12 protein-coding genes and 1 pseudogene are annotated in these 13,865 nt (G+C 43.9%); 10 read left to right on the plus strand and 3 right to left on the minus strand.

The annotated features are described in order from the left end of the window. The first annotated feature begins 82 nt into the window (after window positions 1-82). The 7 genes from ACU1JV_RS12430 to ACU1JV_RS12460 all read left to right on the plus strand — a co-directional run bounded on the left by ACU1JV_RS12430 (window position 83) and on the right by ACU1JV_RS12460 (window position 6,618). The gene (locus ACU1JV_RS12430; RefSeq protein ID WP_040101477.1) at window positions 83-934 is read left to right on the plus strand and encodes a transporter substrate-binding domain-containing protein; all 852 of its coding nucleotides are present in this window, start codon (window positions 83-85) and stop codon (window positions 932-934) included. A gap of 76 nt (window positions 935-1,010) precedes the next feature. Further along, window positions 1,011-1,790: an amino acid ABC transporter permease gene (locus tag ACU1JV_RS12435; RefSeq protein WP_165079934.1), complete on the plus strand. Its 780-nt coding sequence runs from the start codon at window positions 1,011-1,013 to the stop codon at window positions 1,788-1,790. Further along, window positions 1,787-2,497 carry an amino acid ABC transporter permease gene (locus ACU1JV_RS12440; protein ID WP_216975220.1) on the plus strand — a complete coding sequence of 237 codons (711 nt, stop codon included), beginning with the start codon at window positions 1,787-1,789 and terminating at the stop codon, window positions 2,495-2,497. Before ACU1JV_RS12435 ends, ACU1JV_RS12440 begins: the two co-directional genes overlap by 4 nt. Further along, complete coding sequence (locus ACU1JV_RS12445) at window positions 2,494-3,246, plus strand: amino acid ABC transporter ATP-binding protein (protein WP_216975221.1); 753 nt, start codon at window positions 2,494-2,496, stop codon at window positions 3,244-3,246. Before ACU1JV_RS12440 ends, ACU1JV_RS12445 begins: the two co-directional genes overlap by 4 nt. A gap of 15 nt (window positions 3,247-3,261) precedes the next feature. Then, window positions 3,262-4,278, plus strand: a complete 1,017-nt coding sequence (locus ACU1JV_RS12450; protein WP_413986025.1) for an LLM class flavin-dependent oxidoreductase — start codon at window positions 3,262-3,264, stop codon at window positions 4,276-4,278. A gap of 56 nt (window positions 4,279-4,334) precedes the next feature. Next, entirely contained in the window at window positions 4,335-5,492 is a 1,158-nt protein-coding gene (locus ACU1JV_RS12455; protein ID WP_413986026.1) for an amidohydrolase, read from the plus strand. Window positions 5,493-5,682: 190 nt separating this feature from the next. Continuing rightward, complete coding sequence (locus tag ACU1JV_RS12460) at window positions 5,683-6,618, plus strand: dockerin (protein ID WP_413986027.1); 936 nt, start codon at window positions 5,683-5,685, stop codon at window positions 6,616-6,618. A gap of 104 nt (window positions 6,619-6,722) precedes the next feature. Here ACU1JV_RS12460 and ACU1JV_RS12465 read toward each other — a convergent pair. The 3 genes and pseudogenes from ACU1JV_RS12465 to ACU1JV_RS12475 all read right to left on the minus strand — a co-directional run bounded on the left by ACU1JV_RS12465 (window position 6,723) and on the right by ACU1JV_RS12475 (window position 9,621). Then, window positions 6,723-8,056: pseudogene (locus ACU1JV_RS12465) on the minus strand (ISL3 family transposase). A 19-nt stretch (window positions 8,057-8,075) separates the two neighbouring features. Further along, entirely contained in the window at window positions 8,076-9,257 is a 1,182-nt protein-coding gene (locus ACU1JV_RS12470; protein ID WP_413986028.1) for an MFS transporter, read from the minus strand. A gap of 73 nt (window positions 9,258-9,330) precedes the next feature. Then, window positions 9,331-9,621, minus strand: a complete 291-nt coding sequence (locus ACU1JV_RS12475) for an ArsR/SmtB family transcription factor (RefSeq protein ID WP_058710457.1) — start codon at window positions 9,619-9,621, stop codon at window positions 9,331-9,333. A gap of 280 nt (window positions 9,622-9,901) precedes the next feature. On the opposite strand from ACU1JV_RS12475, the gene ACU1JV_RS12480 reads away from it, so the two are divergent. The 3 genes from ACU1JV_RS12480 to ACU1JV_RS12490 all read left to right on the plus strand — a co-directional run bounded on the left by ACU1JV_RS12480 (window position 9,902) and on the right by ACU1JV_RS12490 (window position 13,828). Further along, the gene (locus ACU1JV_RS12480; protein WP_413986029.1) at window positions 9,902-10,840 is read left to right on the plus strand and encodes an ArsR family transcriptional regulator; all 939 of its coding nucleotides are present in this window, start codon (window positions 9,902-9,904) and stop codon (window positions 10,838-10,840) included. Between the two features lie 127 nt (window positions 10,841-10,967). Beyond that, entirely contained in the window at window positions 10,968-11,882 is a 915-nt protein-coding gene (locus ACU1JV_RS12485) for a class I SAM-dependent methyltransferase (RefSeq protein WP_058829580.1), read from the plus strand. A 221-nt stretch (window positions 11,883-12,103) separates the two neighbouring features. Beyond that, window positions 12,104-13,828: an ABC transporter substrate-binding protein gene (locus tag ACU1JV_RS12490; RefSeq protein WP_413986030.1), complete on the plus strand. Its 1,725-nt coding sequence runs from the start codon at window positions 12,104-12,106 to the stop codon at window positions 13,826-13,828. Window positions 13,829-13,865 lie beyond the last annotated feature (37 nt).

Raw genomic sequence — 13,865 nt, forward strand, 5'->3', positions numbered from 1 at the left:
ATAGGAATTGTTAATTATTAAATGTTATAGCTACCATGTATGTCGCAAACTGCTGATATGCAAAGAGATGAGGGGGATTCATATGAAAAAGTGGTTTGCAATATTGTCTGTTATGGCAATCATTCTGGTGTTGGCAGGCTGCGGTTCCTCAGATGACACGTCTAGTGCGTCAGGTTCAAGCGGAGACGTGAAGAAAATTATTGTAGGCACAGGCACTCAATTTAAAAATGTATGCTTTATTGACGAAAACGGAAATTTAACAGGCTTTGATGTGGAGCTGATTAAGGAGCTGGACAAGCGCCTACCTCAATACGAGTTTGAATTCAAAACGATGGATTTTGGAAATTTGCTGCTCAGTCTCGATGCCGGCAAGATTGATCTGGTATCGCATCAAATGGAAAAAAACCCGGAACGCGAAGCCAAGTATCTGTTCAACAAAAATCCGTATAGCATTTTTCTAAACAGAGTAGCTGTAGCGAAGGATAATAATAGCATTCATTCCATTGATGATTTGAAAGGGAAAAAGGTACTTACCAGTCCAACCAGTAATGCGGCGTATGTGCTGAAAGAATATAACAAAACCCACGGAGATGCTCTGAATATCGTGTATACGAGTGGTGCAGCCAATGATACGGTGCAGCAAATTACGAGCGGCCGTATAGATGCTACCGTTACGACAGACTTTGCGAACCGTTTTAACACCGATGAAAAAGGAGAAGTAGCTCTGAAAACCGTTGGTGATCCTTTGACTCAATCAGATGTACTGTATGTACTGAACAAAAATGAGCAAGGATTGGCGGATGACCTGGACAAAGCCATTCAGGAAGTGAAGGACGACGGTACGCTGTCGAAGCTGAGCATTAAATGGCTTGGAGAGGATTTCACGAAGTCCCTGGAGGATGTGAAAAAAGAGAGTACCAGTAGTAAGAAGTAAGGATAGACTTGGACATTTCAGCGGTCAGGGTACTTTATGTATTCTGACCGCTGATGTATAGAAAGGAGGCAGGCATATGAGCAGAGAGTTCAATATTGATTATGTTTTTAGCTTTATCCCGAAAATGCTGTCCTATTTGCACATCACCTTGTTTATTGTGGCAAGCTCGCTTGTGTTGGGACTGATCATTGGTCTGTTGGTTGCGCTGCCTCGCATGTATAACATTCCATTTCTCAAACGTGTTTCCCAGGTGTATGTTTCCTTTTTCCGTGGGACCCCGATTCTAATTCAATTGTTTCTGGTGTATTACGGCCTGCCAGAGCTACTAAAGCTGGTGGATATCAATTCCTCCAGATGGGATGTGTTGTGGTTTGCCGTAGCGACCTACGCGCTCAATAGTGGAGCCTTTATTTCCGAAATTATCAGGTCTGGCGTAGGTGCTGTAGATCGGGGACAAATCGAGGCTGCACAGTCAGTCGGCATGTCAGGCTCTCAAACTTTTACACGTATCATCTTGCCGCAAGCGTTGGCTGTAGTGGTTCCGGTATTTTCCAATCTGGTCATTGGCAATCTGAAGGATACCTCGCTGGCGTTTACGATCGGTGCGATGGAGATGACAGGAAAATCGCAAACATTGGGTTCGGCTACCCAGCATTTTGTGGAAACGTATATCGCGTTGTCCCTTATCTATCTAGTGATCAGTCTAATTGTACAAAAATTATTCAAGGTGCTGGAAAATACACTTCTCCGGCATGAGCATAGAGATTCAGTACAGAAAGAGCCCGCCAAACGAAAAGGTTTTGTGGTGCGTTACCTGAGAAGTCCTCGTCTGAGTAAAGGAGGTAAAGGCATATGAGTCTGGACTTTGGATTTGTATACACCGCCTTTTTAGGATTGTTCTCCGCGTTGCCCAACACTTTAATCATTACAGTGGTTTCCGTGCTGGCAGGGTTGGTCATCGGGATTATAACGGCATTGGCACGAATTTATAACGTTCCTGTGCTGTCCCAGATCTCTCACGGTTACGTTACTTTTATCCGAGGTACACCGATGCTGATGCATCTGCTGCTTATTTATTTCAGTTTGCCTTTGTTGATTGATGCAGGAGCGAAGCATTTCGGATGGTCACTGCAATCCAAAGACGTTCCTTATATGGTATTTGCACTCATTTCGTTCTCCATTACCAGTGGCGCCTATATGTCTGAGGTCGTCCGTTCTGGAATCCAGTCGGTCAACAAGGGGCAGATTGAGGCGGCTTATGCGGTTGGTATGACGACATGGCAAGTATTAAGACGCATTGTATTTCCGCAGGCATTCGTGGTGAGTTTGCCGAACCTGACGAATTCTGTTATTGGGATGCTGCATGGTTCTACCTTGGCCTTCACCGTTTCGGTCACAGAAATACAGGCTCAGGCTGAAATTCTGGCATCCACAAACTGGAGATATTTAGAGGTGTATATTGCGGCAGCCCTGCTATTTTGGGGATTGACGGTATTGATTGAGCGAATATCCGGCTTGGTGGAGAAAAAAATCAATGTATTTAATGGAGGTCGAGCATCATGATCCGTCTGCAAAATATTACAAAGTCGTTCGGCAAACATGAAGTGCTCAAAGGCATTGATTTGACCGTGAACAAAGGCGAGGTCGTCGTTATTTTAGGACCAAGCGGTTCAGGAAAAACAACCTTGCTACGCTGCATTAATTATCTGGAAAAGCCGAATGACGGAGAAGTCAGCATTGGAGATTTTACCGTGAATTGCAAGCGACCTGCGAAGAAGGATGTTGTGGCCTTGCGTAAAAAGACGGCTATGGTCTTCCAGCAATATAATTTGTTCAAGCATAAAACCGCGCTGGAAAATGTCATGGAGGGACTTGTCGTTGTCCGCAAGTTTAAGCAGGAGGAAGCGAAAAAAATCAGTATTGAAGTGCTGGAAAAGGTTGGCCTTGGCGAAAAACTGAATCATTATCCAAGCCAGCTATCCGGTGGGCAGCAGCAGCGTGTCGGCATAGCGCGTGCTTTGGCGCTGAACCCGGAAGTGATTTTATTCGACGAGCCGACTTCGGCGCTGGACCCTGAGCTGGTGGGTGAGGTGCTGTCGGTAATCCGTAAGATTGCGAAGGAAGGCATAACCATGATTGTCGTGACACATGAAATGGGCTTTGCGCGCGATGTTTCAAACCATGTGGTATTTATGGATGGCGGTCATATTATCGAGGAGGGCACACCAGACGCCATTTTTAACCACCCCAAAGAGGAGCGTACCCAACAATTCCTGAAACGAATTACACCAGAATATAACTATTCAATTTAGACGGGAGAGGGAGACATGAGCATTAAAATCGGAGTGTTGGATCAAAGCCCTATACACGAGGGTGAAACGGCGGCACAGGCCCTTCGTAACACGATTAAGCTGGCGCAGCGTGTAGAAGAATTGGGATTCACGCGCTTTTGGGTATCAGAGCATCATGATTCCGAGCAGGTTGCAGGCTCATCGCCAGAAGTACTCATTTCCCATCTGTTGGCACGCACCGAGCGTATTAGAGTCGGGTCTGGTGGGGTGATGCTTCAGCATTACAGCCCATATAAAGTGGCTGAAAACTTTAATGTGCTAGCCTCTCTTGCACCGGGTCGTGTAGATTTGGGCATCGGACGTGCGCCAGGCGGGTTGCCAAAATCCACACAGGCGTTACAACGCAACGTGCATGATGCACCTTCTCTCGAAGAGAAAATTGATGAAGTAAGTCGCTATATTCATAATATCCCGCCTGAAGAAGGACCGCTGGCCGGATTACAGGCAAATCCGATTCCGGAAATACCAGCAGAGATTTATGTTTTGGGTACAAGTACAGACAGTGCTGGAATTGCTGCGCGTTTGGGGTTACCCTATGTTTTTTCGCAATTTATTAATAGTAGTGAGCAGGTTGCACTGGATTCATTCCGTACGTATCGGGAGTCTTTCGACTACAGTTATGGACGTGAGCCGAAGGCACTTTTTGCGCTATCGGTTATTGTGGCAGACACTTCCAAAGAAGCAGCGGAGTTGGCAGGTGAGCAGAAGCTGTACAAGATTTACCTGGCCAGTGGCAAAACGGCTACGGTGGGTGCGCTGGAAAGTGCAGAGGAATTCGGTAAGCAATCGGGTGAAGAATATACAATTGAAGTTACACAAGCACAAATTAACAAAGGAAATAAAGATGAAATCTTTGCTGTGTTGACGGAAATTCAAGCGAAGTATCAAGCAGATGAGCTGATTGTAACGACAGGCATACGGGATATCGACAAGCGTGTGCGCTCATTCGAGTTGTTGCATGAAGCTTTTGCCGGGTTGCCTGTGCAGTCCTAGATACTATTGACATAAGAAAGTTGTAACCAATATGGATTCACGAAGGAGGAGTAGGGATGAGTGGATCAACCGGGACGAAGGAGCAGGTTTTGGAGCAGAAGTTGGTAGAAATTCGCCGTCATCTGCACCGTTATCCCGAGCTGTCTAACGAGGAGGTTGAAACTACCGCCTATATTCGCCGCCTGCTCGAAGAACAGAATATAACTATTCTGGATGTGCCGCTGCGTACCGGATTGGTAGCGGAAATCGGCGGACAGCAGGACGGTCCAACTGTCGCGCTTCGTGCAGACATTGATGCACTGTCCATCCAGGAGGAGACGGGATTGCCTTATGCTTCGATATATCCTGGCAAGATGCATGCCTGCGGGCATGATTTTCATACGGCATCCCTGTTAGGTGCAGCCGTATTGCTGAAGCAGCGGGAGCAGAAGCTGAAGGGGACGGTTCGGCTGGTGTTCCAGCCAGCCGAAGAGAAAGCCAAAGGCGCTGCCCAAGTGCTGGAAAGCGGTGCGCTGACAGGGGTACAGGCCATTTTCGGCCTGCATAACAAGCCAGATTTGCCCGTAGGCACGGTCGGCATCAAAGAAGGTCCGCTAATGGCAGCGGCAGACGGATTTTACATTGAGGTGGAGGGCCTGAGCACACATGCGGCAGTGCCGCATGCAGGGATTGACCCCATTGTGGTATCGTCACATATCATTACGGCGCTGCAATCCATTGTGAGTCGGAGCGTTAATCCGCTCGATAGCGCGGTCATCAGTGTCACGAAGCTGCACAGCGGCAATGCCTGGAACATCATTCCAGACTGCGCTCATTTGGATGGAACAATCCGCACCTTTGATGAGAATGTTCGAGCTCAGGTGGCTGAACGCTTCGAGCAGGTCGTCAAGGGCGTAGCTGATGCTTTTGGTACGAAAGCGAACATCCGCTGGATCGAGGGTCCGCCACCTGTGCTGAACGACAGTAAGTTGGCTGTGATCGCGGAGCAGGCGGCCGAAGCAGTCGGTCTGGAGGTCGTTCGCCCCATACCTTCCTCGGCAAGCGAGGACTTTGGGCTTTATCAGAAGAACATCCCCGGTGTGTTTGTCTTTGTCGGCACTGCGGGAAGCCAGGAATGGCATCATCCTTCCTTTGATTTGGACGAACACGCACTGCCGGGAACAGCGAAGCTGCTGGCTTCACTGGCTGAATTGGCATTGAAATCCATAGAGTAGGAACTCGATCCTACTCTATGGAGCTGAGCCCCTCTCTATTAAGAGGGGCTCTTTTTGTTTGACGGTATATTATTCCAATGATAATATAAAATTGTTATTTAATTCAAAATTTAGAGTGGGTGTAGGTGAGAGAACAAACGTTGTCATTTTAAATGTGCTCGTAAAAATAACAGGTACGGAGGTTGAAAAAATGCCGAAGAAAAAAGGAATGATCAGGGCTTCTTTTTCATTGGTAATGGCTGCTTCTTTACTGGTTGGCGGGGCTAATGTCGGTTTAGCAGCCTCAGATTTGGAAAGCACTTCGAATACAGAAACAATGAGTAATAGCTTGGCTGCCGCTGAACTACCTGCTAAATTTAAGCCTTCGGTAGAATGGGTTTGGAAGAATAGGATGGTCAAAGAAGGCTCAACCAACCGTAAAAACTTGATTTTTGATCAAATTTATGCAGGCAAAGGAACACTCAATTATGTAGTTCGCTGGCAATCCTCTAAAAATATCACTCTTCAGCAGCGTAAAGATATGGCTTCCATGCTAAGTCGCCAAATAAATAACTGGAATAAGCAGTTAAAAGGATATGATGGCTGGCCGTATGATCATATTACTGTAAAAATAGTTGGCTGGGCCGTTGCAAATCCGTCGCAGATTCTTAATAAACAATCTAATGAAATCGTTTACACAGATACGATTACCGATGACTTAAGTAAAACAGACCCCAATATTCCTGCTAAACTTCCGGTTGCTCCTAATGCACTATCGAGATTTGAACATTTTATGGACCCTAACTATACTTATCCGGGTGGACTGGACAAGCGGTTTGATATGTACTTATGGGGAACGTCTAATTTTCAGGGTGGAGCCGGCGGTGACTGGGGACAACGTATGCCTGATGATTATATCCTGAACACCTTGAATTCGGATGAAGTACAGATTACAGAGCATGAGATGGGGCATGGATTTGGCTTGCCTGATTTCTACGAAGAGGACGAGCGTCCACCTGGTGGGTTCCCTATGCCTACGATTATGTGGGCCGGAAATTCTCCTAAAATAACAGAGTGGGATACCTGGATGTTGCGTTATACCTGGAGCCAGGTCAAGAAGGACACCTCTCGTTTTCCTACCCGATAAAAGATACGTAGAATAGAAATATTGGTATTCAAAGGTTGTCTCCTGCGATTCTTGGTGGGAGATAACCTTTTTTAGGATATTCGGATTTTATGGTGGAGAAGGGCTTATAGCTGATCCTTCTCCAATTTTTCGATCAAGGTGGAAAAATCGATTCCCAGCAAGATTATTTCTTCTGGCTCACGAACAACTCCAACAGGTGGCATATTAAGCATCGGGAAGTTTTCCTCCTGTAGATCGTAGCTATCAAACCGCCTCTGGTACTTAGGCTTACGTTGCTTTTTAAGTCCCTCTGTAAAGAGTATCTTGGCTCGTAGGGCTTCAAAAGAGTATCCCCTGCCTAAACGATTAATGACTCGAACAAGGCTGTTTAGAGATTCCGTATAAGCGTTTGTAATGCGATGGTCGAAGTAGGCGAATATTTCCTGTTCCCAGTTCTTCATAGCCTTTGTAAGTGGTTCAAAAGCGGATTGCAGTTCAGTTGGTATTTTAACTTTCCATTCGTTGTATTTAAGGAATGCCGTCTGTCTGCTATCACATTCCCAAATATCGAAATATGATTCCTTTAAGTCATAAGCAGTGCCGAGAGAAGGATGATTTTTTGTCCAAAGGTCAAGCGTAATCTTATCCATCTCTGTAAGCTCTATACGGCGTTTTAGGAGGATAAAACGGTCGTGCATCAGCCCGCGGCGTTCTCTTGGCGATAATCCTTCTCGGAGCTGCTTACGAATGGTTTCTAACGCTTGGTTTGCCATACGGACAACGTGAAACTTATCGACGATGATAAGAGCTTTTGGCAATATAGCCCTCACGGCGTCCTTATATGGCTGCCACATATCCATTGTGACGTATCGTATTTGTCCTCGATTTGGAAGGCGTGAGAGGTAGCCTACAACGGTTTCCTTGTTACGATTGGGCAAAACGTCTAACAAAGTATGTTCCTCAATGTTGGTTAAAACGCATCTTGGCTTAATAATGTGTATTTCGTCAATCCCAAGCCAATTAGGAGTTTCAAATCGAAGCGTTTCTTTAAGACGATTAATGTAATCACGAAAGATGTTACGTATCGTTTTTTCATGCAATCCAACATCCTCGGATATGCTGACAAACGTGCGTTTAAGGCTTTGCTTCTCTATATAAGACAATAATCGTTTGGTGCAGTTTCGCTTTTCGTCTATGGTGTGGTCTAAGTGTTCCCAAAAGTTCGATTGCAGTCTCTACAGCGATACCTCTGACGCTTTATAAGAAGGCCTACACGCTTGCCGTGAATAGGCAAGTCCATGCAGATCTGTTCCCTGCTATCGTGTTTGTAGAGGTTGGCTATGCATCCACAATGAGGGCAAGCCAAAGGTGGAGAGTTCGTCATCACTTGTATTAGAAAATCAAATTCATTCTCACTGATACTTAGGATGTTGAATTTTAAAAGATTTAGAATATCCATATGAATTTCTTCTATGCATTTATGATGCAAGTTCCTTTTTTGTTTTTGCGTGACTGGTCAAAATACCGCTGAATATAAAAGATAACAACGAACCGGCAAAGCATATAGCCGCAAACGTGCCTACGGCGGAAAAACCGTTAAAAGTCGCGTAAATCAGGCCTGCGATCCAAGAACCGAGCGTTGTCGCAGCGTACATGATTGAATTGGCCAAGCTGGAGATCGTGCCGCGGATGGTCGGATTTAATGAATTCAGCATTCCCAATATTAGGGGAAAAGCGATCCCCATGTTAACGAATATGAAAAAGTAAACACTTTCGAAAGCCGCAACCGACGGCAAGAGAGGCAAAACAATAAAACATATGATAGAGACAAGAAAGCCTACAACCAGCGTATTGAAACGGTTTAACGTTTTGATCACATAGGCACCGCCGAAGCTCCCGACTATATTCCCAAGACCAAGAAAAAACATTACGTATCCCGCTTGATCAATTGAAAGGTGAAAGCGATCCGTCACCCATTTTCCAATGAAAGAAAAGGCAGCAAAGAATCCACATTGAAATAAGAAATGAGCGAGGAAAGCCTTTCTCGCCATTCGGCTATTCAATAGTGGGATGTATCTACTGAAAACCGGAGTCTTGGTTTTTTGGCCTTGATTTGGTTTCATTTCGGGCAAAGCATAGAAGATGAATACTGCTACCAATAATGCACATGCACCGATTATAAAAAAAGGATAATACCAATGGGTTGAGGCAAGCAGACTTCCAATAGGGATGCCGAACGCTTGGGAAGCAGCCAAGCCTGCCATGACGATTCCTGATACTTTGGCGATTTTTGACGTTGGAAACAGAGCAGGGATCGAGGCCCAGACTTGAGGCGCCGTAAATGCTGCGCTGACTCCGGCTAAAAAACGGAAGAAGAACATTGACCAAAAACCTGTGGCAAAGCCGCATAACATGGTTGAAACCGAGAAGCATACCATGCCGGCAAGCATTACTTTTTTGCGGTCCCATCCATCGGAAAGTGGTCCAGCAATCAGTGCAAAAATGGCATAACCTAAAGCATAAGACCCCACCATCCAACCGGAATATTCAGTCGGGATATGAAACAAGCTCTGAAGAGTGGGGATGAGCGGAGAAATCAAAAACGTATCCGTACCGATAACAAACATGATGAGGAAAAATAAAGCAGTTAATTTGATCATTCTATTCACCCTTTTTAGTTAGTTCTATAGTTCAAAGATTATTGAACTAATGAATAAAAAAAAGAATTTCTTTCTACAACGTATCCAGAAATCCAGGTAAGTAAGTTTGAAATGTCTCCAAATCGATGCTCATATACTTCGTTTGAGCTTCTTTTCGTACCTTGATCAATTTCGCCTCCTTTAAAGCACGCAAGTGATACGAAGTATTCGATTTCGTAGTATCGCGAATATGTCCTACTTCTCCACAATTCATTTCCTTCTTGCTGGCGTATAGAGCTCGTATGATGTCCAATCTTGTTTCATCGGCTAACGCCTTAAATATTTTGACTCTGAGCTCGTCATTTATTATTTTTTGAGTAGTCATAAAACCATTGTACTAAGATATCGCTACAAATCAAGTCTTTAGAAAAATACCACCATATTCTCCGATTTTTAAGGCAAATGTTTTGATTTTGTCTCCACCATAAAATCCGAATACCCTTTTTTTGTTTTATAGATAAACAGTTTGACTCTAACGGATCTGGCTTTGGCTTTGCATCAGTATTGTGCCTTCATTTTCGCATGAGTGAATCACTAAGAATGAACGGATGTACGATAGTATGTATAATGGACATCAGATATGAAAGAAAAGAGGACAGAAAGCGATGAGTCACGACGTGAACGCTCCTTACGATGTACATGTAGCATACGGACCGGTGTTTGAACTGCTCAGCAGCTTACACACTTTTATTTGCCGCAAAGCATATAAGAAGACAGATTTATTAGCATCCAGATGGGCAGAGCAAGTTCGTGAAACGCTGTCTCCAAGTCTGTCCGCGTTACTGGAGTCCATGGAAATCAATACAGATTGGAAGGTTATTTATGGATTTGTCTGTATGCTTTCTGATCAGGGGGGCATTGAAGAGGTCTTAGACCGCTTGGAAAGCCAGACTTTACCGGAATTAAAACAACAGGCATCAGCCTATGGGATTCCGCTGACTGACGACATGGAGAACCTCCGTAAACTTGCTTTGCAACTGCTATCCGGCTGGAACGAGGAGTATTTTCGTCACATGGATACAAGGATTCTCAGTGGCCTGAAACTGGAAGCTGAACGCAGAAAGCGGGAGAAGAACGTATATGACTCTATGGAGTGGGTGGATCGTATAACTAATGGATTCCGGTTCGAGCCTTCCGCAGGACTAACGCAGGTGTTGCTGGTACCGCAATATCATTTTCAGCCGATGAATATTATTTATCAATTTGGCTCACTTTTGTTATGTCATTATTCAGCAGGAGTATATGTCCAGGAAGATGATTTTTTATCACCACAGGAATATCGCATGATTCGAAGTTTGGGGGAGAAGAGCAGGCTCAAGATTTTAAAATATTTGTACCAGAGCCAATCTCCGCGAACCTTTATTGAGATTGTCCGTCATCTCCAGCTATCCAAGGGAATCACACACGATCATATATTTAAGCTCCGTGCCGCTGGCTTCATTCATGCACATTTTGATGGCGAAACATTGCTCGGCTACAGTGCACGGTTTGCGGCTGTGGATGAGATGCATGGGAGTATCCTTGGCTATATGGAGCGAAGGTAAGTCATAAGATTGGACCTTGACAAAATTATTTGTTTATGCTATAATTTACATTTATTTGAGTTGATATTATAATAAGATTCTCCTGGCCAGGGGAATCTTATTTTTGTTTTTATAGGAGGATAAATGTATGAAGCCAAATGAGTCCAGTTTAACTTCCTTAGTAGCAGCTTTTGGCCGAGCATATCATAGTCAACATGACACACCCAAAATTTTTGATGATTTTATGGTTAAAGAGTTAATTTCCCAAAAAGAATTTTCAGATATTAGAAAGAATATGATTGAAGGGATAACGTTTTTCAATGACGATATTGCGCAAAGGTTCAGAGATGATCCAGATGAAATTTTAAAATGGATTACGCAAGTTCAACTTTCTCCAACACCCTTAGCACGTGCCGCGTATTGTGAAAAAGTATTACTTAATGAACTTAGGTTAGGATTACAGCAGTATGTCATACTTGGAGCCGGGTTAGATACTTTTTGTTTTCGACATCCAGAATTGAAAAACAGCTTAGAAATATTTGAAATAGATCATCCAGCAACACAGGAATCTAAGAAGAAAAGGTTAGCTCATGCAAATTTAAAAATACCAAGTAATCTTCATCTGGTTTCTATGGACTTTGCCCATCCGTTTTCGTATTCTAATCTATTGGATGAAGGGTTTGTTAACAAAAAAACATTCTTTAGCCTTCTGGGTGTTTCTTATTATTTAACTAAAGAGGAAATTTCAACATTAATGAATCATTTGTTTACCAAGGTTCCATCAGGGAGTTCGATCGTTTTTGATTATGCAGATGAAAACCTTTTTAAAGAGAAAGGCGTGTTTAATAGAGTTGAAAATATGGTGAAAATGGCTTCAGTAAGTGGAGAACCCATGAAATCATGCTTTGCTTATGATGAAATCGAGGAAATGTTAGAAGCTTCAGATTTACTAATTTATGAACATCTATCCCCGGATACAATAAATAGTCTTTTCTTTGATGAGAGGACAGATTATTTGTCTGCGTTCGAAACGATTCATTATATCCATGCTGTAAAAAAATAGTATAGCAAATGAGTAAGAGACAGCCACTTAATCTACTACTAGGGATTAAGTGGCTTTATTTATATTTGTACAAAAATTCGAATAGTTGTTGATAAGCAGAGCTTTTACATAAAAAAACGCAGTTCTCCCTTTACAGAACCCTAATAAATTCCTATAATGAGGACTATCTTCTTAATCACAACTTGTTCTATCGGAATTTAATTATTTAATTTGGGGGGATTATGTTGAAAAAGAGTATTATTTTACTTAGCAGCCTACTTCTGGCGAGTTCTACCTTGCTGGCGGCTTGCTCCAATGGGGGATCGGATAGCGCCAACAATTCTGCTGCTCAAAACAATGGAGACACACAGACAGTAGCTACAGCGCAGCCATTAACAAGTCTGGTAAAGGCTTCTGATATGTCCAAATTGCCGGAAGTATCCAAAAAAAGAAACGACACCATTATTGTTGGTCTGACTGACCCGGCCGGGGTTTTCACCCCGTATTTTAACCAAAGCGGCTATGACGGCAACGTCATTTCGCAGTTATGGACTCCGCTGGTTACGGTAGACGAGAAGGGACTTCCGCTGCCCAATCTGGCGAAGAGCTGGGATATTTCCAAGGATAATCTAACATATACGTTTCATCTAGTTCCCGATACCAAATTCAGCGATGGCTCGCCTTTGACAGCAGAGGATGTCGCTTTTACCTGGACGTTGATCTATGACAAAGCTTATCCTGGCGACAGCCAAATTCGGAAGCTGAACATTAAAGGCGGTAGAGCCTACACGGAAGGCAAGGCAAAGCAAATTGATGGAATTAAGGTAATCGATCCACAGACTATTTCAGTAACATTGGAAAAGCCGAACGCGCTGGCTCTAACCATTCTCGGTGAATATGTGCTGTCCAAAGCTTACTACGGCAAGGATTATAAGTTCGGACAGCTGGATTATTTTAAAAATCTACATGGTAGCCCATTGGGGAATGGGGCATATAAGCTTGAAAAATTCATTCCGGGGCAAGAAGTTCGTCTGGAGGCGAATGATCACTTTTTTAAAGGCAAGCCGAAAACGAAACACTTCATTTATAAGACAGCGGAAGGTGATGCATGGCAATTCATCGAAACAGGTGATACCGATTTTGCTTCCTTTACCGCAACGCAGGAAAATATCGACAAGCTGAAAGGGCTTGGTTTTTTGAATATTCTTCCATATACCCCGAGCACCTACGGATATTTGCAAGTCAATCTGGAAAATGAAAAGCTGAAGGATAAAAAGGTTCGTCAAGCATTGACCTATGGATTGGATCGCAAAAGCATTTATGTTGATGCAGCACAGGGAGCAGGGGCGGTCGCCAACATTCCGGCTTCTCCTATATTCTGGTCATACACGACCGATGGGATCAATCCATACAACTACGACCCAGAGCAAGCAAAAAAGCTGCTAGATGAAGCAGGCTGGGTAGAAGGTAGTGACGGCATCCGTGAGAAAAACGGTCAAAAGCTGACCATTCACTTGCTGACCTCTAAACGTCCGGAAACAGATACGTTTATTGCGCTTGCGGCTGAGAACTATAAAGCGATTGGCGTTGACCTGCAACCGGAAATCTTTGCAGACTTTAATGCAATGGTCGCTAAAGTAGAAGGTAAAGATTATGATCTTGCCGCCTTCTCGACCGCCATGCTGACAGACCCATCGGATGGAATTGAGCCATTCGTCAATGGTGAAATCAAGGGATATAACAATCCGAAGCTCAAAGAGCTCTATGAAAAAGGTTTGGCTACGACGAATATGGAAGAACGCAAGAAAATATATAAGGAATTATATGTGCTGCTAAATGATGAACTACCCGTTATTTTCACCAACTACAAGAAGACTGTATATGCTTACAATGGTCGAATGGAACATGTAAAGGTCAGTCCATTCATTGGCTTGTCTGGTAATCTGTTCGAATGGTCCCTTAAATAAGCCATCTTTGCGGGCTCCTTGTGAAGAACGCCTCGGA

Source organism: Paenibacillus sp. T2-29, from assembly GCF_052921365.1.

Coding starts and splice junctions, on each gene's coding strand:
- ACU1JV_RS12460 (WP_413986027.1), top strand. CDS start 5,683: ATGCCGAAGAAAAAAGGAATGATCAGGGCTTCTTTTTCATTGGTAATG.
- ACU1JV_RS12490 (WP_413986030.1), top strand. CDS start 12,104: ATGTTGAAAAAGAGTATTATTTTACTTAGCAGCCTACTTCTGGCGAGT.
- ACU1JV_RS12435 (WP_165079934.1), top strand. CDS start 1,011: ATGAGCAGAGAGTTCAATATTGATTATGTTTTTAGCTTTATCCCGAAA.
- ACU1JV_RS12455 (WP_413986026.1), top strand. CDS start 4,335: ATGAGTGGATCAACCGGGACGAAGGAGCAGGTTTTGGAGCAGAAGTTG.
- ACU1JV_RS12470 (WP_413986028.1), bottom strand. CDS start 9,257: ATGATCAAATTAACTGCTTTATTTTTCCTCATCATGTTTGTTATCGGT.
- ACU1JV_RS12485 (WP_058829580.1), top strand. CDS start 10,968: ATGAAGCCAAATGAGTCCAGTTTAACTTCCTTAGTAGCAGCTTTTGGC.
- ACU1JV_RS12430 (WP_040101477.1), top strand. CDS start 83: ATGAAAAAGTGGTTTGCAATATTGTCTGTTATGGCAATCATTCTGGTG.
- ACU1JV_RS12440 (WP_216975220.1), top strand. CDS start 1,787: ATGAGTCTGGACTTTGGATTTGTATACACCGCCTTTTTAGGATTGTTC.
- ACU1JV_RS12445 (WP_216975221.1), top strand. CDS start 2,494: ATGATCCGTCTGCAAAATATTACAAAGTCGTTCGGCAAACATGAAGTG.
- ACU1JV_RS12450 (WP_413986025.1), top strand. CDS start 3,262: ATGAGCATTAAAATCGGAGTGTTGGATCAAAGCCCTATACACGAGGGT.
- ACU1JV_RS12475 (WP_058710457.1), bottom strand. CDS start 9,621: ATGACTACTCAAAAAATAATAAATGACGAGCTCAGAGTCAAAATATTT.
- ACU1JV_RS12480 (WP_413986029.1), top strand. CDS start 9,902: ATGAGTCACGACGTGAACGCTCCTTACGATGTACATGTAGCATACGGA.